Below are 18,731 nucleotides of genomic sequence, written 5' to 3'. Positions count from 1 at the left end.
GTTCGGGTATACTGCTTTCCCGTCCTGGTTATTCCATCGTCTTTTAAACCTAACTTCTCAGGTTCAGCATGACAACGAACTATATTTTTGTGACCGGCGGGGTCGTATCCTCTCTGGGTAAAGGCATTGCCGCAGCCTCCCTCGCAGCTATTCTTGAAGCCCGTGGCCTCAATGTGACCATGATGAAACTGGATCCGTACATCAACGTCGATCCGGGTACCATGAGTCCAATCCAGCACGGCGAAGTGTTCGTTACTGAAGACGGCGCTGAAACCGACCTGGATCTGGGGCACTATGAGCGCTTCATCCGCACCAAAATGAGCCGCCGCAACAACTTCACTACCGGTCGTATCTACTCTGACGTTCTGCGTAAAGAGCGCCGTGGTGACTATCTTGGCGCTACCGTTCAGGTTATCCCCCATATCACGAATGCCATTAAAGAGCGCGTCCTTGCCGGTGGCGAAGGTCATGATGTGGTGCTGGTTGAAATCGGTGGTACGGTCGGTGATATCGAATCTTTGCCGTTCCTTGAAGCGATTCGCCAGCTGGCGGTGGATATCGGTCGTGAACACGCGCTGTTCATGCACCTGACCCTGGTGCCTTATTTGGCGGCTGCCGGTGAAGTCAAAACTAAACCGACTCAGCACTCCGTGAAAGAGCTGCTGTCTATCGGTATTCAGCCAGATATTCTGATCTGCCGTTCAGATCGCGCGGTTCCGGCCAACGAACGTGCAAAAATTGCATTGTTCTGTAATGTGCCAGAAAAAGCCGTTATTTCAATGAAAGATGTCGATTCCATTTATAAAATCCCGGGCCTGTTGAAATCCCAGGGCCTGGACGATTATATTTGTAAACGATTCAGCTTGAACTGTCCGGAAGCTAATCTGTCTGAATGGGAACAGGTTATCTATGAAGAAGCCAATCCGGCAGGTGAAGTCACTATTGGTATGGTCGGCAAGTACATTGAACTGCCGGATGCCTATAAGTCAGTGATTGAAGCGCTGAAACACGGTGGTCTGAAGAATCGCGTCACCGTCAACATCAAGCTGATTGATTCGCAGGATGTTGAGACCCGTGGCGTCGAAATTCTGAAAGATCTGGATGCGATCCTGATCCCTGGCGGCTTCGGCTACCGCGGCGTAGAAGGTAAGATCGCTACCGCACGCTATGCGCGTGAAAACAATATTCCTTACCTTGGCATTTGCCTGGGTATGCAGGTTGCGTTGATTGAGTTTGCTCGTAACGTTGTGGGCATGGAAAACGCCAACTCTACGGAATTTGTGCCAGACTGTAAGTATCCGGTTGTGGCGCTGATTACCGAATGGCGTGATGAAGACGGCAACGTTGAAGTCCGTACCGAGAAGAGCGATCTCGGTGGCACCATGCGTCTTGGCGCGCAAGCGTGTCAGCTTTCTGACGATAGCCTGGTTCGCCAGATGTACGGTACGCCGACAATTACCGAGCGCCATCGTCACCGTTACGAAGTCAACAATATGCTGTTGAGACAGATTGAAGCTGCGGGTCTGCGCATTGCGGGCCGCTCCGGGGATGATCAGTTAGTCGAGATCATCGAAGTGCCAAATCATCCGTGGTTTGTGGCATGTCAGTTCCACCCGGAATTTACTTCAACGCCGCGTGACGGGCATCCGCTGTTTGCAGGCTTCGTGAAAGCCGCCAGCGATTACCAGAAGCGTCAGGCGAAGTAATGAAGTAAAAAAAGTTAGAACGGCAACGCGTACCAAAGGTGCGCGTTGTTTGTCTGGAGTTTTAGTTTAACTTGTACTGAGGAAAACCTAATGTCCAAAATCGTTAAAGTCATCGGTCGTGAAATCATCGACTCCCGTGGTAACCCGACTGTTGAAGCCGAAGTACACCTGGAAGGTGGTTTCGTTGGTATGGCAGCAGCTCCGTCAGGTGCTTCTACTGGTTCCCGCGAAGCGCTGGAACTGCGCGATGGCGACAAATCCCGTTTCATGGGTAAAGGCGTACTGAAAGCTGTTGGCGCAGTTAATGGCCCGATCGCTCAGGCTATCCTGGGTAAAGATGCCAAAGATCAGGCTGGCATTGACAAGATCATGATCGACCTGGACGGTACTGAAAACAAATCCAACTTCGGTGCGAACGCAATCCTGGCCGTGTCTCTGGCTAACGCCAAAGCAGCCGCTGCCGCTAAAGGCATGCCGCTGTACGAGCACATCGCTGAGCTGAACGGTACTCCGGGCAAATACTCCATGCCGGTTCCGATGATGAACATCATCAACGGCGGCGAGCACGCTGACAACAACGTTGATATTCAGGAATTTATGATTCAGCCAGTTGGCGCGAAAACCCTGAAAGAAGCGGTACGTATGGGTTCTGAAGTGTTCCATAACCTGGCTAAAGTTCTGAAAGCTAAAGGTATGAACACGGCTGTTGGTGACGAAGGCGGCTATGCGCCGAACCTGGGTTCCAACGCTGAAGCACTGGCTGTCATCGCTGAAGCGGTTAAAGCTGCTGGCTACGAGCTGGGCAAAGACATCACTCTGGCGATGGACTGCGCGGCTTCTGAATTCTACAAAGACGGTAAATACGTTCTGGCTGGCGAAGGCAACAAAGCGTTCACCTCTGAAGAATTCACTCACTTCCTGGAAGAGCTGACCAAACAGTATCCGATCGTTTCTATCGAAGACGGTCTGGACGAGTCTGACTGGGACGGTTTCGCATACCAGACTAAAGTTCTGGGCGACAAAATCCAGCTGGTTGGTGACGATCTGTTCGTAACCAACACCAAGATCCTGAAAGAAGGTATCGAGAAAGGCATCGTTAACTCTATCCTGATTAAATTCAACCAGATCGGTTCTCTGACCGAAACTCTGGCTGCAATCAAGATGGCTAAAGATGCTGGCTACACTGCCGTTATCTCTCACCGTTCTGGTGAAACTGAAGACGCGACCATTGCTGACCTGGCTGTTGGTACCGCTGCTGGCCAGATCAAAACGGGTTCTATGAGCCGTTCTGACCGTGTTGCTAAATACAACCAGCTGATTCGTATCGAAGAAGCGCTGGGCGAAAAAGCACTGTACAACGGTCGTAAAGAGATCAAAGGTCAGTAATTCTGAGCTTTCACTCTTAAGAGAAAACCCGCTTCGGCGGGTTTTTTTATGTGTTCAGCGGAACTGGACGCAGATAAATCTGCTGGCTGTTTTTACCGGCGAGTTTCTGAAGGAAGCAAAATAGCGCATGATTCGTCCGCAGATTAAACTTCTTGCGGATGATGCATTTATGCACATAGAGTGTTTTCTCTGAGATTGACATGTTGTGGGCAATCTCAGATGTTGTTATGCCCTGACAGATAAAGGACATGATGCGCCTTTGCTGTCTGGTCAGGACTTTTTGCGGGCAATGAAAACATAATGCTTTCCCGTATTGTATTTTCTGTTTTCTTGATTCCCGCCAGGCAGTTAGTACTTTCTCTTTGATTGTCGACAGCGAGTCCTGTCGGTGAATAAAAATGATCCGGGCAATACAAAAGGGCAGATCGGAGGGGGAATCAATCACCTCATCGATTAAGCCAATAATAATTCCTGTTTTCCTGTTCTGCAGTTCAGGAAAACACATGAGATGCTCTCCTGGAGCCAGAGAAATAACAGCGATATCTGCTTTATCAAAGTTTTGTTGGGAGTGAGGCGTTAAGAAGCTAATTTTCTTAGCGATTCTTCCAAAGAAAATCTCCATAAAAAAATGTTTTAATCCATCGTGATAAAATTCATAAGGATCCTGTATGAGTATTTTCATCTTTAATATACCGAAAGCCAACAGAGGCTTTTTTAATAATAAGCTGGGTGGTTTTTTATCGGTAAGTAAAATTCATTTGTACCAGGGAATTAAACGTACCGGGGACGGAGACGCTCACCCGACCAGCCAGTAAAAAGGTCGCCGGATATAAGGGACAAAACGCCAGGATGAAATAATTCATTTGTTGCATCATGAGAAATATCCTTTACACCGAAATATTTCGGTTTACTGGTAAGTCATTGTAACTTGCGACACGGTCATTTAATTGTAAGTAAAGTTGGCCTGAACGATACCAGAGATCGTTCCCGGCATCACATTGCCTTTGGAATAGGCCTGGGCACGTAAATTGTATGTAACGGTACGATCGGCGAGTACCGATTGAGTAATATTTGTTTTATTTCCTTTCAGATAACCGGTGCTGACCTGGATCAGTTCTATCGCAACGTTCGCCGTTCCGGTATTTTTATAGCGTACCGGAAAGTCGGGATCTTCCGTTCCGGTAAACGTCACGACTACGCTGGTGGTCCCCACCGGGCAACTGGCAAGGTTAATGGTAAAATTAACCGGGGTAGATGTTGTACCTGCCACTGCAATATCTGCAGCCGGGATGTCTCCTAAATTAACATTGATATTGCTGCCACTGGCTACGACACACGGGGACGCAATAACTTTCCCGGTAATATTAATATTGGTGGGTTCGGCCCCGGCAATACTGATTGTCGTCCCCAGATACAGTCCTGCCAGCGCCAGATGAATGTACTTTTTATGAATATTCATTTTATTCCTCTCCTTTTTATAATTCTGATGGCCGAGTTGCTTACTGATAAGTAATATTGAGCGTCGCAGTGGCGTTAGCGCTGCCTGCGGTCACGTTGTTTTTCGTCTGAAAATAGCGTGCGGTAAAGGCTCCCGGAGGAAATTCCTGACCGCCTGTTGAGGTTTTCAGCACGATGTTGTTATTCAGCTTCAGGGGCGTATTGCCATACAGCAGCTGGATCCCGATTCCGCTCGCAACCCCTGACGTTCCTGCTCCCGATAACGCCAGGATACTATCATTGGCGGTCTCTGCACTTTGCGTCCCACTTAACGATGCGTTAATGCGGGCTCCCGCATCACAGTTCAGGTCTATTGTGAAAGTCCGATCGCCTTTGGTGGTTCCTGCTCCGGTAAAACTATCCGCTAATACCGGATCCAGGGGGACAGCGATACTCGAGTTATTTATTGCACAGGCCTGGACCGTTACCACCACTGACCCCGAACCCGACCAGATGGGATTTAAATCCCACTGCCCGCTTTGATTATTTAACGAATAGCTTGAGGTTACAGACGGTATTGTCGTTATTGCTCCTGAGGCGACATTGGGCCTTGTTTTCACAAATTGCAGTGATGCACCCATGGATAAACCCTGCGTGTCCTTTTTAAGTATATGGCAGATGTAAGTCCGGGTTGAGTTTGCAATATGATCGTCAAACTGCACCGGGCAAAAAGACAATGAGCCTGTATTCAGGGCAAAATTATAACGAACGCCAATTCCGTCAACATTCGTGGGATAGACATCGGTATAACCCGCAACGGGGGCCGAATTAACCTGTAAACGCAAGTACACATCTCTGTCGGCGTCAGGATCCCCAAAGCAACCCAACCCCCATACTTCGCTGCTAATAGATCCAAATTTATCACTGAAGACATTCATGGTGGCGTCGTCACGTTGATAATTTAACGTTCCTGAGAACGTGTAATACCCACCGGAATTATTACAGCTGGCCGCTTCAACAGAGGCAGTAAACGCACCGGTTAACCCAAGTCCCAGGACGAATATATGATTCTTCTGTATCTGTAACATAACGCATACCCTCACCGCTATTTAAGGTGACTATTCTCAGCAACCCATTCAGAGCCTGGCTCTAAGCAGGGTGGTTTTGTTTATCGGTAAGTAAAATTCATTTGTACCAGGGAATTAAACGTACCCGGTAGGGTAGTGTCAGAGACAATCACCCGACCAGCCAGTAAGAAGGTCGCCTTGCGCTGAGCGTCAACGGGGACGTTCATGCTGCTGCCGTTTCCCTGCACCTGCGCCTTGTTCGTGTCCCGGGCCATTTGCACGGCGGCGTTGGCGGCGGTCCCCGTACTGGCATACAACGTGGGATCTTCTGCGGCCGGCTGTCCGTTGAACGTCACGTCCACCGATGTCGTTCCTGCCGGGCATTTGAAAAGCTTCACCTCAAACGATTTCCACGCGGAAGCATTTCCGTCGGCGCGCATTTCATTTAAGCGGAGCTGGCCGAAATTAACGCTCTGGTTTTGCGAGGCGATATCGACTACGCAGGGAGAAGCCACAACATGACCACCGATATTGATCTCCGCAGCATATGCAGGGCACGCCAGACAAAGTGCGGGGAGAACATATTTCATTTGTTGCTGCATGATAAACACCCGTTGAGCAGAGAAGTCAGGTTTACTGATAGGTGAAGGTGACTTGTGAAACGCTCACTATCGTACCGGGCATGACGTCTGCCGCTGCGGCAATGGCGCGTGCGCCTATCGGGAAGGAGACAGTGCGGTCGGTTGCAACATTACGCTTTAATGTGGTTCCCGGACCTAAAAACTTACCGTTACCGGAACCCAGACTCTCTTTAAGCTGTACGTTAACATTGGTTGCCGTCCCGGTATTGGCATACTCCCCGGGGCTGTTTGCTGCTGGCGTTCCGGAAAAGGCCGCCGTTACCGATGTTGTGCCGAAAGGACAATCTTTTAAGATTAAATAAAAGATTTTGAATGTTGTGACGTTACCAGGCTGTGCCAGGGCGGTGGCCTGAATATCATCACCCAAATTAACATTGAGCTGTGATTTGGTGGTGTCAACGGTGCAAGGTGAGGCGACGACTTTGCCGGTAACATTAATATTGACCGGTTCGGCCCCGGCAATATTGATTGTTGCCGCTAAATACAGCCCCGCCAGCGCCAGATGAATGAATCTTTTATGAATATTCATTTTATTCCTCTCCTTGTATAACTCTGATGGCGGAGCCGTCTACTGATAAGTAATATTGAGCGTCGCTGTGGCGTTAGCGCTGCCCGCGGTCACGTTGTCTTTCGTCTGAAAATAGCGTGCGGTAAAGGCTCCCGGAGGGAATTCCTGCCCGCCTGCTGAGGTTTTCAGCACGATGTTGCTATTCAGCTTCAGAGGCGTATTGCCATACAGCAATTGGATCCCGATTCCGCTCGCAACCCCTGACGTCCCGGCTCCCGATAACGCCAGGATACTGTCATTGGAGGTTTCAGCATTTTGCGTCCCGCTTAACGATGCGTTAATCCGGGCACCTGCATCGCAGTTAAGATCTATCGTGAAGGTCCGCTCGCCTTTGGTGGATCCTGCACCGCTAAAACTATCCGCTAATACCGGATCCAGGGGGACAGCGATACTCGAGTTATTTATTGCGCAGGCCTGGACCGTCACTACCGCAGACCCCGAGCCTGACCAGATGGGATTTAAATCCCACTGTCCGCTTTGATTATTTAACGAATAGCCTGAGGTTAGAGACGGTATTGTCGTTATTGCTCCTGAGGAGACACTGGGCTTTGTTTTCACAAATTGCAGTGATGCTCCCATGGATAAACCCTGCGTGTCCTTTTTAAGTAGATGGCAGGTGTAAGTCCGGGTTGAGTTTGAAATATGATCGTCAAACTGCACCGGGCAAAAAGACAGTGAGCCTGTATTCAGGGCAAAATTATAACGAACGCCAATTCCGTCAATATTCGTGGGATAGACATCGGTATAACCTGCAACGGGGGCTGAATTAACCTGTAAACGCAAGTACACATCTCTGTCGGCGTCAGGATCCCCGGTGCAAACCAGCCCCCATACTTTGCTACCATTAGATTCAAATTTATGACTGAAAACATTCATGGTAGCGTCGTCACGTTGATAATTTAACGTTCCTGAGAACGTATAATACCCGCCGGAATTTACACAGCTGGCCGCTTCAACAGAGGCAGTAAACGCACCGGTTAACCCTAATACCAGGGGGAATATATGATTATTTTTTTTCTGTAACATAACGCATACCCTCACCGTTATTTCAGGTGGCTATTCTCAATAACCCATTTCGCGACACTGGCCGTTTATAATCTGAATGCCGCTATTTTCCGGCGTCGCTTTATCCAGGGAATAGTTCACCTGACACTGCTGCTCTGCGCCTTTCCCCCATTTCACTCTTAGTTTGCCGCTGTCGGCCAGACCGGTCAGATATACCTGTCCGCCATCGCCAACGATAAACGCCTGGGCGCTTTTCTGGGCGGTATCGCTGACCGTCGCGCCAAATGGCACCGGCATTCCTCCTTGCAGCAATAGCGTCATCATCACGCGCTGGCCCACGCTGGCGTTAAAGCTGGCCTGCACCACGGCTCCCCGCGTCGGCACCACGTTGCGGGTGGTCTGCATCAGCTCTACGTTATCGGGCAGCGTCAGCGTATTCAGCTGCACCTGGTTTTTACGGTAGGGCGAGGTATAAGGCACGATGGCATAGCCGCGCCAGTCGGTTTTCACCCCGCTCTGATTGCTCACGCCAACCCCGGAGGCTCCCGGTGCCTGAACCAGCGCCATGGTTTCACCCAGCGGTTGGCCGAAGGTGACGCCGCTGGCGTGCGCGACTATCCCGCCCTGTAGACCGTAGTTCAGCCGCTGGCTGTTTTTGTCGTAAGCATAACCAGCGGTGACTTCAGCATAGGTTCCGCGATAGTCAGCGTTCAGATTGCCGCCGTTGCCCGTCCCCTGGCTGCCGTAACTCTGCTGGATGCTCCAGTTCAGGTTATTGCCCTCAAGCGTCGTACCATTGAGACCCACGGTGTGATTGGTGTCTCCTTTCTGGCTGCTGCTGACGTTCCACGACGCGTGGGTATTACTCAACCAGTGGCTCAGTGGAATGCTGACGTTCAGTGAGAACACCTGGTCGCGCTCATAGACCTTTTCTTTGCCGGAGCGCCCGCTGCGCGACGTCGAGTTAATGTTATAGCTGTAATTAAACCCGTAGCTGATGCCGTTCCAGCTATTGTTGTAACCGGCGCTCATCGACCGCAGGGTCCGGCCGCTGTTCCAGTAGTCTTCGTTTATCAGGCTCAGCGACAGCGAGCCCGCTCTTTCCCACAAGTTCTGACTCAGCGACAGTTCAGTACGGTTACGCCTGCGCTCGAAAAACGTCGGGTTGCTCCCGCCGCGCCAGGTATCCATGACTTCTGCCAGCGTGTAATAGCCGTCGGTCGAGTAGCGATAACCGGCAATGGCGAAGTTAGTCCCGGTTTCGACAATATTTTTGCTGTAGCGGATCCGCCATGACTGGCCTCTCTCCTTCGGCTGGTTCTGTATCTTCGACCAGCCCTGGGTGACATCCAGAGAAATCGCGCCAATTTCCCCCAGATTTTTACCGACTCCCAGCGCCAGCGACTGATAGTGATCCGCGAACTGGCCGCCGCCGTAGAGGGTAAAACCCCGGGGCAGGCCGTAGATCAGCGTCGCCTGGCTAAACGGCGTCTTTTCCACGCTGCGGTCATACGAACGATACTGGCCGCTGGTCAGCGAATATTTCAGCCGCTGTTCACGCTGGAGCACCGGCAGCGAGGCAAACGGTACGACGAGATTCTGCTCGCTGCCGTTATCTTCTTTAATCGTCACATAGAGATCCCCGCTGCCGCCGGTGGCGTACATGTCGTTGATTTCAAATGCACCCGGCGCCACATAGCTCTGATAAATAACATACCCGTTCTGCCGGATAATCACCTGCGCGTTGGTTCGCGCGATGCCTTTGATCGCCGGCGCATAGCCTTTCATGCTGTCGGGGATCATCTCCTCGTCGGACGCCAGCTGCGCGCCGCGAAAGGGAACGCTGTCGAAAATATCGGACGGGGAGGCGCTGTCTCCCAGCACCAGCTGGCTCTTCAGGACGCGAATATCACGGGACAAATAGGTATAGACGGTGTCCCAGCTGTCGCGACCGTTATTATCCCGCTGAAAAGTCGTGTAATTACGCAGCCGCCAGGGACCGATGTTCATACCGGGACGCAGGTTGGCGTACTGGGTCGTACTGTCCGTGCCGCTACGATCCCGCGCCCGGGTACTGGCGCCGTTCACGCTGTAATTAAGCAGCAGGGCGGTGATCCCATCATCCCACTGCGTTTCAGGAACGTAATCGCGTGGATTCATCACAATGGCGGCCTGCGGAATGCTCAACAGCAGTTGCTGCGCGCTAAAGCGAAACTCAGCGCTGGCCTGCGGGATCGCGTCCAGCCTGGCGCACGGCGCGGCGGCATCGCCCAGATCCGGGAACAGGGCGGTTTTGACTCCCATCGCGCTAAGCTGGCTCACGCTCAGGCATGGCGACAGAAGCGCTTTCCCGTCCGGGCCGGGCTGCATGCTGAACTCCACTTCCCGGGTTTCCTGAAACTGATTGTTGACAGAGATATCGACCCGATAAATACCTGGCGCCTGACCGTTTTCCTCTTCAAATACGCTAAGATCGGTCTTTCCCTGATGCGGATTGTCAATTTCCAGCATCAGCGGATTAAAATATTCCCTGGCGTGTGAGGCAAAAGTTGTTAAATTCAATAGTAAAAAGGGTGCCGAAAAAAGATAAATCAGCCTGCCAATATTATTGGGCTGTGGATATTCGCGCAGGTTTTTTGGGCTCCTCATCTGTGTAGTCCTTCCCTGAGGGGTAAATAATTAACGCCGGATGCCTGTGCTGTTATTTATCAGAATGGAGCACGATGAAGCTCGCCGATTCCGCCGTAATCATTAATAATTTTCCAGCTCACGCTATTACCCGCACCGCCAGGTAATTCAAAACTGGCGCTACTTTGCGGCGCAACATACCGGGCATCTTCCAGCTCTTTACCTGCAACGATAACGCTCTGGAAATTCATATAAAATGAAGTCGGGTTACTCACCTCCAGCCGGTTGCCGCGGCGCTGCCAGGACAGCTTATGGGTTAACGCTTCCGCCGATCCTTTTAAACCTTCAGGGCGATAGATCAGTTTGATGCGCGTCTTGACCGCGATCTGCAACATGTTCTTACCCTGATCTTTTTCTATCGAGGGGATGCTCTTAATATTCAGCCAGTACAGCGACTCCCTGTCCTGCGGGAGATTCCCGCCCGCCCGCACGACGCGCAGGACATTTTCCTGACCGCCGTCCAGACGAAATAACGGCGGGGTGATCACAAACGGCGTTTTCTCTGCGCGATTAATTTCGGGCTCGACCCAGCTTTGTACCAGATAAGGTGCCTGGTCCGGGTTGCTCACATTAATTGAAGACTCTTTCTTACTCCCGTCGTAAATTAAGCGGGTGCCACCCACAATCAGGCCAGCCTGAGCTAACCCGGAGGTCATTATTAGTGCAGTCAGCAAGGTGAGAGGAATAAGTTTCATCATTAATCATTCATTAAAAGAGTGAGGGCGGACCGACAATAATCCACCGGCCCGAATAACAATTTCGCTATGCAGATATGACAGGCTATTAATTATAAACAATGGTGAAGCTTGCCATTGAATTAGCCTTACCTACGGTAACTGCTGTCGATGTGGCGATATAGCGCGCAATAAAATCCAGATTATTCACCACGCCGGTGCCTGAGGTCAGGGGGTATTGTCTGGATGCGTTATACAGCGGAATCGCGGTATTGGCATCGTCGTATAATTGAATCCCCACGCCGCCTGCCACGCCCGTTTCTGCGGTCAGGGCCAGCACGCCAGGATTTCCCGGCACCGGGGTACCGTCAAACTTCACGGCCGCCTTGGTTGCGCTTACCGGGCAATCCGTGAGCTGCAACGTGAATTTGGTCGGCGCAGCGGTAGAGCCTGAGTTGGTAAAGGCGCTCTTACTGACCTGACCTAATGTGACCGTCAGCGGGCTGGCCGGACTATTGGTGACTTTACAGGCGGCATCAATAATCTCGCCGTTAAAATTCACCTCCCCATCAGCTGCCATCGCTGAAAATCCAGCCAGAGATGAAATCAGCACTCCCAGTGGCAGTAATTTGCTTTTCATGATCTATTCCTTGAGTATATTCAATTTATTGGTATTAATATATTGCCAGGCAGACGGCAACTTGTTGAAATTTATCAATAGAATAGTGTCCCGTTTCCAGGTTCACAGATTTCTAAAGATAATATTAATAACAATGACAGTTCCCTGATTTTATATTTAAAACAAGTTTGTCAAGCGTTATAATTTGTATGGGATTATTCTTATTCATTTGAAAATATCCGGCAACACTTTTTTGGGTGTAATTTTACACCCTGTGTGTTTTCCGTGATGAAAGGGTTATGCCAGAGGGGGGCGGTAAGTCTCGGGAAAATAGCGACTGCCAGTTAACAAAACAAGAACATATTATAAAGGCAAACGTTTCATCGAAGAGAACGCATTATTTTTCTCGTTGAAACAGTAGGTTAGTACTTTAGCGGAAGATGCCCGATTGTCATAAGGATGCCGTTTTCAATGCTGATATAGCCCCCTTTTTTAAGCTGGGCGAGGATTTTCATAATGCTGCTACGTGAAAGGCTGGTTTTCTGCTGGATATACTGCGCGGCAGAAACATCCTGTCTGTATTCCGGTGGTTCACTCATCAATTCCTGTAGCTGAATGCGGACAATTTCATAGGCACAGGTGGCCATGAGTCTGGTATTTATCGTATACAGTCGTGAGGTGACTCTGAGGGTATGGCAGGCCAGCAGCCTCCAGAGATTGTGTTCGGTGACGAACTGGTTGACCTTATCGGTGCGGGTAATGGCGATCTCAGAGGTACTGTGGGTCTGAATAAACATTCCCGCCTCGGCGTAAAGTGTTCCACTGAGGCCCATGATCCCTGGCACATACAGCGTCCCCAGCAGAATTTCACTCGTCTGATGATAGACGTTGCACACGCCGCTTCGTACCAGATAGCAGTACGCAACGCCATTATTATAAAGATATAACCGGGTGTTGGGAGGATACATAGCAAAAGTCGCCAGGGGAGCCAGGCTTTCCAGCAGTTCGGCGGTTGCAGAGAGGATCTGACTGCGATCCGGATGTTCGATGTCCATAAAATACGCCTCCTGTTGATTGATGCTCATTTAAAATGCAGATCAGAATTATCTGATGAATTTTAATCTTATTTCTTTTTAAATCAATAGGTTCAAAGTAATATTGAAGTTTGTTTATATAACAAAATATTCCTGATAAATATTTTAATCTTTTATTACTGTTTGCCTTTTGCCCAACCGGCTGGAATATCAAACAGGATGATTTTTAAGAAAAATGGATTCAGTTCCCATAATGGTATTATAGCTATTTATGCAAGTTGTTTATGGGTGTAATTTTACACCCATAAACAACTTTTAAAAATTTAAAATAATTATCATAATTATCGTTTGCGTGAGGGAAGTACGTTAGGGGGATGTTCATAAGCCTATGGAGGGATTTATTTGTGAATAATAAAAAAAGAGCTACCTCAATAAGTTACAGCATCAGACACAAAAAGCCTCTGGCTGATATCAATCAACTGATAAGCATCCTTACACCTTTTGCCAATAAGCTGACGCTCGCCGATAAGCAGTCACTTAACTTTAGAGTGGACGGGCAGCATAAATGTTTTTTACTTCATCACGGTAACATTACGCTTTATCGTCATGCCGACGGTATTGCCTTAAATTCAGAATCAGCTCCCTACATATTTGGCTTAAGCACGCAAATGCTGGAGCATGACTATTTCTATATCAGAACGAATGAGACGTCTGAAATTAGCGTTCTCTCTATTGACGATGCCAACCGGATTATCGACAGGAGTAACTTGTGGAAAGGCGTAGCCGCGCTGTTAATTTATAGTGCGACAAGAATGTTCGATCACTGCACGAAGATCTCGGCATTATCTTCTTATGAGATTATATGCTATCAGCTCTATGAACTGATGGATGAAACAGAAGAGGTGAGAAATAATGTCAGCATTGTTTCTTATATTTTAAGCCGTACCTTTCTGTCACGCAGCAGCATCATGAAGATACTGGCTCAGCTGAAGACCGGAAACTATATCGAGACTGAAAAAGGCCTGCTCAGAGCGATAAACAACATACCTTCAAAATATTAAACCATCACCGCTGGCGACAGCACCTGAAGCTGCAGAGGCGCGGCGGCTCCCGTACATGACCTGATGACCGAAATCTGCGATACTTACTCTTTATCCCCCTCACAGAGATGACTATGCAGTACCCGATTAACGAGATGTTCCAGACCCTGCAAGGCGAGGGTTACTTCACTGGCGTTCCCGCTATCTTTATTCGTTTACAGGGATGCCCGGTTGGCTGTGCCTGGTGTGATACCAAACATACGTGGGATAAACTCGCAGATCGGGAAGTGTCGCTGTTCAGCATTCTGGCGAAAACCAAAGAGAGTGATAAGTGGGGGGCCGGAAGTGCGGAAGATCTGCTGGCGATTATTGGCCGCCAGGGCTGGACGGCACGCCACGTGGTGATCACCGGCGGCGAACCCTGCATTCACGATCTGACGCCGCTGACCGGACTGCTCGAAAAGAACGGCTACAGCTGCCAGATTGAAACCAGTGGAACCCATGAGGTGCGCTGTTCCCACGCCACCTGGGTAACGGTATCGCCCAAAGTGAACATGCGTGGTGGTTACGATGTGCTGTCCCAGGCGCTGGAGCGGGCCGATGAGATTAAACATCCGGTTGGTCGCGTGCGCGACATTGAAGCGCTGGATGAACTGCTGGCGACGCTGACGGATGAAAAACAGCGCGTGATTGCGCTACAGCCTGTCAGTCAGAAGGAAGATGCGACGCGCCTGTGTATTGAAACCTGTATCGCCCGCAACTGGCGTCTGTCGATGCAGACCCATAAATACCTGAATATTGCCTGAGCACCGGATGGTGGAATGCCCGATGGCGCAAGCTTATCGGGCCTGGCGTTGAAATGTGCAGGCCGGATGAATCGTCAGCAGCCATCCGGCCTTCGCGGTTTATCTACGCGTTAGACCAGCTCTGAATCGAATCAACGTTATCCAGGTTGCCATGCAGCACTTCATACGACTTTTTCAGGATCACATCGGTGTGCTGGGTTAAATCGCGGAAAATCCCTTTGTTCAGCGCGTCATAGCGTCTGGCGTTGCTTTCTATTGGCATGAATACATCTTTCACCCGTACCATTTTTTCTATCGCGGTCTCATAGTCCGGATACAGACCAAGCCCTACCGCCGTGTTAATTGCCGCCCCGAGGCTGGCGCAACCGTTAATGGCATTCCGCCTTGCGGGAAGGTTGAACACATCGGCAAAGATTTGCATGAACAGATCGCTGTTTGAACCGCCGCCAGTGACGATCACTTGTTTTGCCACGTGGTTCATTTCATCACACATATTGTCGTAGTTATTTTTCAGCGTTAGCGCCACGCTCTCCAGAATAGACCGGTAAATCCAGGCGTAGTCCATGCCGGAATCAAAGCCAATCATGATCCCGCGTTTGAACGGTTCCCAGGGGTTGGTCAGCCAGTCCAGGACGGTCATCAGGCCATTGCAACCGGGTGGTACGCTGGCCGCTTTCTTATTCAGCAAATCTTCCGGCGACAGATCCTGCGCTTTCGCATCCTGGATCAGCGATTCCCCCAACATATCCCGCAGCCAGCTGACCGTCCACATCCCTTTGCGAATGCCATAGCCTTCGTAGAGCAGGGTTTGCGGAATTGAAGACATAATAGGCCAGTAAGCGACCGGATCTTTGGGCAGGGCTTTGCCGTTCATCATCAGGGCGATATAGGTACCTAATGAGATAACCGCGGTTTCGTCGTCCAGCAATCCTGCGCCCAGGGCTTCTACCGGTTTATCGCTGGTGGTACAAACCACCGGTAATCCGGCGGGGAAGTTTGTCGCTTTCGCCGCGGCGTCGGTCAGGTGCCCGAGCACGGTTCCCGGCATCTGCACCTCAAACAGCATCCTGCGCGGGATATTGAATTTCTTAACCACCTCCGGGTCGTCGCTCCATGACCAGGTTTTGTAATCCACCGGCCACTGACCAAAGTAGTTGGCGATATTGTCTTTAAATTCACCGGTTAAGCGATGTGACAAATAACCTGAAAATGAGGTGACGTAAGCCACATCAGGATGGGTGTGCTCATAAGGGCGGGTGACGCGCGCGTCCTGCCAGCTGATCAATGGCGCCGCGGGCGTGCCGTCTGCTTTGAGCAATGCGCGACAGCAGCGAATGGAGCCCAGACCAATCCCGACAATGTCTTTTTTGTCTCCTGCGAACTGGCTCATTAAGTCTCTGGCGGCAAAACATAACGACGTCCATAAATCGTCATCGGGGTGTTCCGCCGTATCGGCGTCGGGAGTAAACATCGGTTGCAGGAGACCTTTTCCTTCACACACCACGTTACCTTCCAGATCGTACATCACAACCTTGGTACTCTGACTTCCGCCATCAATTCCAATGATGTATTTCTTTGCCATTGTCATTCTCCTTTAATTTTCCATCTTCACTCGCCGGAGGTTTCTGCGGCCAGTGAGCTTATCTTTTCCGGTGCGGCGTTGTTGGTGCGAATTTTGCGAAACAATAAGAACGTGAAGAGGATGACCATGCACAGCGCCGCCAGTCCCATCAGCCACATATTGCGATAGGCTTGTGCCGCCGGGAGCGTATCCTGCCAGTGGCCGACAATCGGATAGACGAACACGTCGGGCAGGAAACCGATAACCGAGCAGATCCCTACGGTGGTTCCCATGATGTAAGAAGGGGTTCTGGCCTCGCCGGGACAGGCCCAGTAAAGCCCGCGCGAGGCGTAGCAGGTGAAGCCCAGCAGCAGAATCAGGCCGATCCCCATGACCACGGACTGCGGATTTGAGTTCGTCACCAGCAGGGCAATCAGCGCAGCGGCGCCGACAATTGAAAGCAGTTGAACCACGCGCGTTGGCGACTTAATTTTGCTGTAGGTGGTGATGATGCCGCCCAGCGGCCCACAAATAGCCCGGAAGATCTTGTTGATGACGATCCCCATGTAGCTCGCCGCGACCAGCGACATGCCGTACATTTCGGTCAGATAGTTGGTGGAGTAGCTGAGAATGGCGTAGATCGTAAAGACGCCAAAAATAACCATGCTGCAATACCAGGTGGTGCTGATACGCAGCACGGCGATGATATCTTTGAGCTGAAACGCCTGCTTATCCTCTTTCGCACCGTGGCTGCGGCTGTTGCCATCGTTCACGAAGAACCAGCACAAAATTCCCAGCAGGATGTAAACCACGCTATAAATCAGGATCACGGCTTTCAGGCTGTTGCTGTCGTCCGGAGCGAAGCGAGAAAAGACCCACATGGTAAATACCGCCAGCGACATGACGCCGACGCCGCGCAGGCCTTCCATCCAGCCCATGATTTTCCCTTGTTCACTGTGATCCCCCAGCAGCGAGGCGGCTTTAATCGATACCGACCACAGCATCAAAATCGTCGTGATCGCGAACGCGACCTGAATACAGAGCATGACCCACAGCGGTGGATAGGTCATCATCAGCAGACCGAGCAATCCGGTAATTATCATGGCTGAGGTGATCATTTTGCGATGGGAGAATTTATCGGCAATAACGCCGCTGGGCGCATACAGAATAATAGCGGCAACGCCAAAGGTACTCATTATTAATCCAATTTCGGTATTGCTAAATCCCATGAATTTTGCCATGGGAATTTGATAGATATAACGTAAATAGGCTAAATCAAAACTAACGCCACCGCTGAAACTAATAATGGCGAGTGTTATCCAACGGCGATATGAGGATTGTTGCATATCGGGCTCTCATTTTATGCAGACAAAAAAAAGAGAAAAGTAAACCGCCCTTTCAGGTGGATTACTTTTCTCAGGTCTCTAGTAATTGCGCTTAGAAATAACATGGAAGTGTGGGTTATAGTGTGAGAATAATCACGCTTCTTGTTTTTAGTTATCAATACAAAATGAACAAAATATCTGTGATTTTGATCACGTTAGATATTTTCTCGTTATGCTAAAAATTCATTCCAGTTACCAGAGATAATGAGAAAGGTGACTTCCCCCTGGCGGGGGAAGTTGCCTTTCTTTTTTTTTGCCTGAAGGAATTTGGAGCCAACTATGTCAATCGAATCTCTCAACGCATTCTCAATGAATTTTTTCTCCCTGAAAGGAAAAACGGCGATCGTAACGGGCGGCAACAGCGGTCTGGGTCAGGCTTTTGCGATGGCGCTGGCGAAAGCCGGGGCGAATCTGTTTATCCCAAGTTTTGTAAAAGATAACGGTGAAACGAAGGAAATCATTGAGAAACAGGGTGTTGAAGTTGAATTCATGCAGGTGGATATTACCGAAAAAGGGGCCCCGCAGAAGATTATTGCCGCCTGCTGCGAGCGTTTTGGCACGGTGGATATTCTGGTGAACAATGCCGGAATTTGTAAGCTGAATAAGGTACTGGACTTTGGTCGTGCGGACTGGGATCCGATGATTGACGTCAACCTGACGGCGGCATTTGAACTGAGCTACGAAGCGGCAAAAATTATGATTCCGCAAAACAGCGGTAAAATTCTTAATATCTGTTCTTTGTTCTCTTATCTTGGTGGTCAGTGGTCTCCGGCTTATTCGGCAACCAAACATGCGCTTGCCGGTTTTACCAAAGCGTATTGCGATGAACTTGGACAATATAATATTCAGGTTAACGGTATTGCCCCAGGATATTATGCAACGGATATTACGCTGGCCACGCGCAGCAATCCGGAAACAAATCAGCGCGTACTGGACCATATTCCTGCCAATCGTTGGGGCGATACCCAGGATTTAATGGGGGCCGCGATATTCCTTGCCAGCCATGCGTCTGATTATGTTAACGGTCATTTACTGGTCGTCGATGGCGGTTATTTAGTTCGCTAATATCTACCGATGATTTCTGTTTTTATCAATTATTCCTGATCAGGAAGGA

At 50.0% G+C, this 18,731-nt stretch carries 17 protein-coding genes; 5 read left to right on the top strand and 12 right to left on the bottom strand.

The window, feature by feature from the left end; genetic code table 11:
- Window positions 1-68: 68 nt before the first annotated feature.
- Together pyrG and eno are read left to right on the top strand one after the other, a co-directional pair.
- The gene (gene pyrG / locus C3432_RS13745; RefSeq protein ID WP_103777168.1) at window positions 69-1,706 is read left to right on the top strand and encodes a glutamine hydrolyzing CTP synthase; all 1,638 of its coding nucleotides are present in this window, start codon (window positions 69-71) and stop codon (window positions 1,704-1,706) included.
- Window positions 1,707-1,796: 90 nt separating this feature from the next.
- Complete coding sequence (eno, locus tag C3432_RS13740; protein ID WP_103777167.1) at window positions 1,797-3,092, top strand: phosphopyruvate hydratase; 1,296 nt, start codon at window positions 1,797-1,799, stop codon at window positions 3,090-3,092.
- Window positions 3,093-3,138: 46 nt separating this feature from the next.
- Here the strand turns inward: eno and C3432_RS13735 are convergent, their stop codons facing one another.
- The 10 genes from C3432_RS13735 to C3432_RS13690 all read right to left on the bottom strand — a co-directional run bounded on the left by C3432_RS13735 (window position 3,139) and on the right by C3432_RS13690 (window position 12,846).
- Complete coding sequence (locus C3432_RS13735) at window positions 3,139-3,774, bottom strand: helix-turn-helix transcriptional regulator (protein ID WP_103777166.1); 636 nt, start codon at window positions 3,772-3,774, stop codon at window positions 3,139-3,141.
- A 261-nt stretch (window positions 3,775-4,035) separates the two neighbouring features.
- The gene (locus C3432_RS13730; protein WP_103777165.1) at window positions 4,036-4,551 is read right to left on the bottom strand and encodes a fimbrial protein; all 516 of its coding nucleotides are present in this window, start codon (window positions 4,549-4,551) and stop codon (window positions 4,036-4,038) included.
- A gap of 40 nt (window positions 4,552-4,591) precedes the next feature.
- Window positions 4,592-5,617 (bottom strand): fimbrial protein, encoded by a 1,026-nt coding sequence (locus C3432_RS27475; protein ID WP_146050921.1) that lies wholly within the window; start codon window positions 5,615-5,617, stop codon window positions 4,592-4,594.
- 80 nt (window positions 5,618-5,697) lie between these two features.
- Complete coding sequence (locus C3432_RS13720) at window positions 5,698-6,198, bottom strand: fimbrial protein (RefSeq protein WP_049282604.1); 501 nt, start codon at window positions 6,196-6,198, stop codon at window positions 5,698-5,700.
- A gap of 31 nt (window positions 6,199-6,229) precedes the next feature.
- Window positions 6,230-6,766 (bottom strand): fimbrial protein, encoded by a 537-nt coding sequence (locus C3432_RS13715; RefSeq protein ID WP_103777164.1) that lies wholly within the window; start codon window positions 6,764-6,766, stop codon window positions 6,230-6,232.
- 39 nt (window positions 6,767-6,805) lie between these two features.
- Window positions 6,806-7,831: a fimbrial protein gene (locus C3432_RS13710; RefSeq protein WP_103777163.1), complete on the bottom strand. Its 1,026-nt coding sequence runs from the start codon at window positions 7,829-7,831 to the stop codon at window positions 6,806-6,808.
- Between the two features lie 36 nt (window positions 7,832-7,867).
- Entirely contained in the window at window positions 7,868-10,459 is a 2,592-nt protein-coding gene (locus tag C3432_RS13705; RefSeq protein WP_103777162.1) for a fimbria/pilus outer membrane usher protein, read from the bottom strand.
- A gap of 59 nt (window positions 10,460-10,518) precedes the next feature.
- On the bottom strand, window positions 10,519-11,193 hold the full coding sequence (locus C3432_RS13700; protein ID WP_103777866.1) for a fimbrial biogenesis chaperone: 675 nt from the start codon (window positions 11,191-11,193) through the stop codon (window positions 10,519-10,521).
- An 88-nt stretch (window positions 11,194-11,281) separates the two neighbouring features.
- Window positions 11,282-11,812, bottom strand: a complete 531-nt coding sequence (locus tag C3432_RS13695) for a fimbrial protein (protein WP_103777161.1) — start codon at window positions 11,810-11,812, stop codon at window positions 11,282-11,284.
- A gap of 401 nt (window positions 11,813-12,213) precedes the next feature.
- Window positions 12,214-12,846 (bottom strand): winged helix-turn-helix transcriptional regulator, encoded by a 633-nt coding sequence (locus tag C3432_RS13690; RefSeq protein WP_258041615.1) that lies wholly within the window; start codon window positions 12,844-12,846, stop codon window positions 12,214-12,216.
- A gap of 383 nt (window positions 12,847-13,229) precedes the next feature.
- Between C3432_RS13690 and C3432_RS13685 the strand changes: the two genes are divergently transcribed.
- Together C3432_RS13685 and queE are read left to right on the top strand one after the other, a co-directional pair.
- Window positions 13,230-13,886: a winged helix-turn-helix transcriptional regulator gene (locus tag C3432_RS13685; protein ID WP_258041614.1), complete on the top strand. Its 657-nt coding sequence runs from the start codon at window positions 13,230-13,232 to the stop codon at window positions 13,884-13,886.
- A gap of 113 nt (window positions 13,887-13,999) precedes the next feature.
- Window positions 14,000-14,671, top strand: coding sequence for a 7-carboxy-7-deazaguanine synthase QueE (gene queE / locus C3432_RS13680; protein ID WP_103777159.1), 672 nt, complete (start codon window positions 14,000-14,002; stop codon window positions 14,669-14,671).
- Window positions 14,672-14,774: 103 nt separating this feature from the next.
- On the opposite strand, the gene C3432_RS13675 is transcribed toward queE, so the two are convergent.
- Together C3432_RS13675 and C3432_RS13670 are read right to left on the bottom strand one after the other, a co-directional pair.
- Window positions 14,775-16,253 carry an FGGY-family carbohydrate kinase gene (locus C3432_RS13675; RefSeq protein ID WP_103777158.1) on the bottom strand — a complete coding sequence of 493 codons (1,479 nt, stop codon included), beginning with the start codon at window positions 16,251-16,253 and terminating at the stop codon, window positions 14,775-14,777.
- 26 nt (window positions 16,254-16,279) lie between these two features.
- Window positions 16,280-17,578, bottom strand: a complete 1,299-nt coding sequence (locus C3432_RS13670; RefSeq protein ID WP_103777157.1) for an MFS transporter — start codon at window positions 17,576-17,578, stop codon at window positions 16,280-16,282.
- Between the two features lie 318 nt (window positions 17,579-17,896).
- Between C3432_RS13670 and C3432_RS13665 the strand changes: the two genes are divergently transcribed.
- A complete protein-coding gene (locus C3432_RS13665) occupies window positions 17,897-18,682 on the top strand; it encodes an SDR family oxidoreductase (protein WP_103777156.1) in 786 nt (261 codons plus the stop codon).
- The last annotated feature ends 49 nt before the right edge of the window (window positions 18,683-18,731 follow it).

Origin of the sequence: Citrobacter amalonaticus (assembly GCF_002918555.1) — a bacterium.
GTDB classification, from domain to species: domain Bacteria; phylum Pseudomonadota; class Gammaproteobacteria; order Enterobacterales; family Enterobacteriaceae; genus Citrobacter_C; species Citrobacter_C amalonaticus_A.
This window is presented reverse-complemented; position numbering and strand designations above follow the sequence as displayed.